1 protein-coding gene is annotated in these 243 nt (G+C 64.2%); it reads right to left on the bottom strand.

Annotation, left to right across the window (positions count from 1 at the left end; all coding sequences use genetic code 11):
- Positions 1-243: outer membrane protein (locus RYX56_RS24690; RefSeq protein WP_317124433.1), on the bottom strand; the 243-nt coding region annotated here is incomplete at both ends.

Here is a 243-nt window from a genome sequence, read left to right as displayed (position 1 = left end):
CCTGCCAGCCGGTATTCGATGCCACCACCGGCCTGATACCCGTCCGCCTGATCGTCGTTGATCGTGGCGTCGAAGCTGTTCACGGTGTTGCTCGAGAAGAACTGGTTGGACATCTCGCCGCTGGCGCCGCCGGCTGTCCCATAGACCAGTGCCGGTCCCATGGCGTAGCCGAGGCGGGCCCGGATGGCGGCAAGATTCTCTAGCTTGCGCTCGAACGTGTAGGACGCCGGGGTCGTGGAATAG

Source organism: Alkalihalophilus lindianensis, from assembly GCF_032843265.1.
Classification (GTDB): domain Bacteria; phylum Bacillota; class Bacilli; order Bacillales; family Bacillaceae_D; genus Alkalihalophilus; species Alkalihalophilus lindianensis.
Note: the sequence above shows the minus strand (reverse complement) of the source record. Positions and strands in the feature narration are given on the sequence as shown.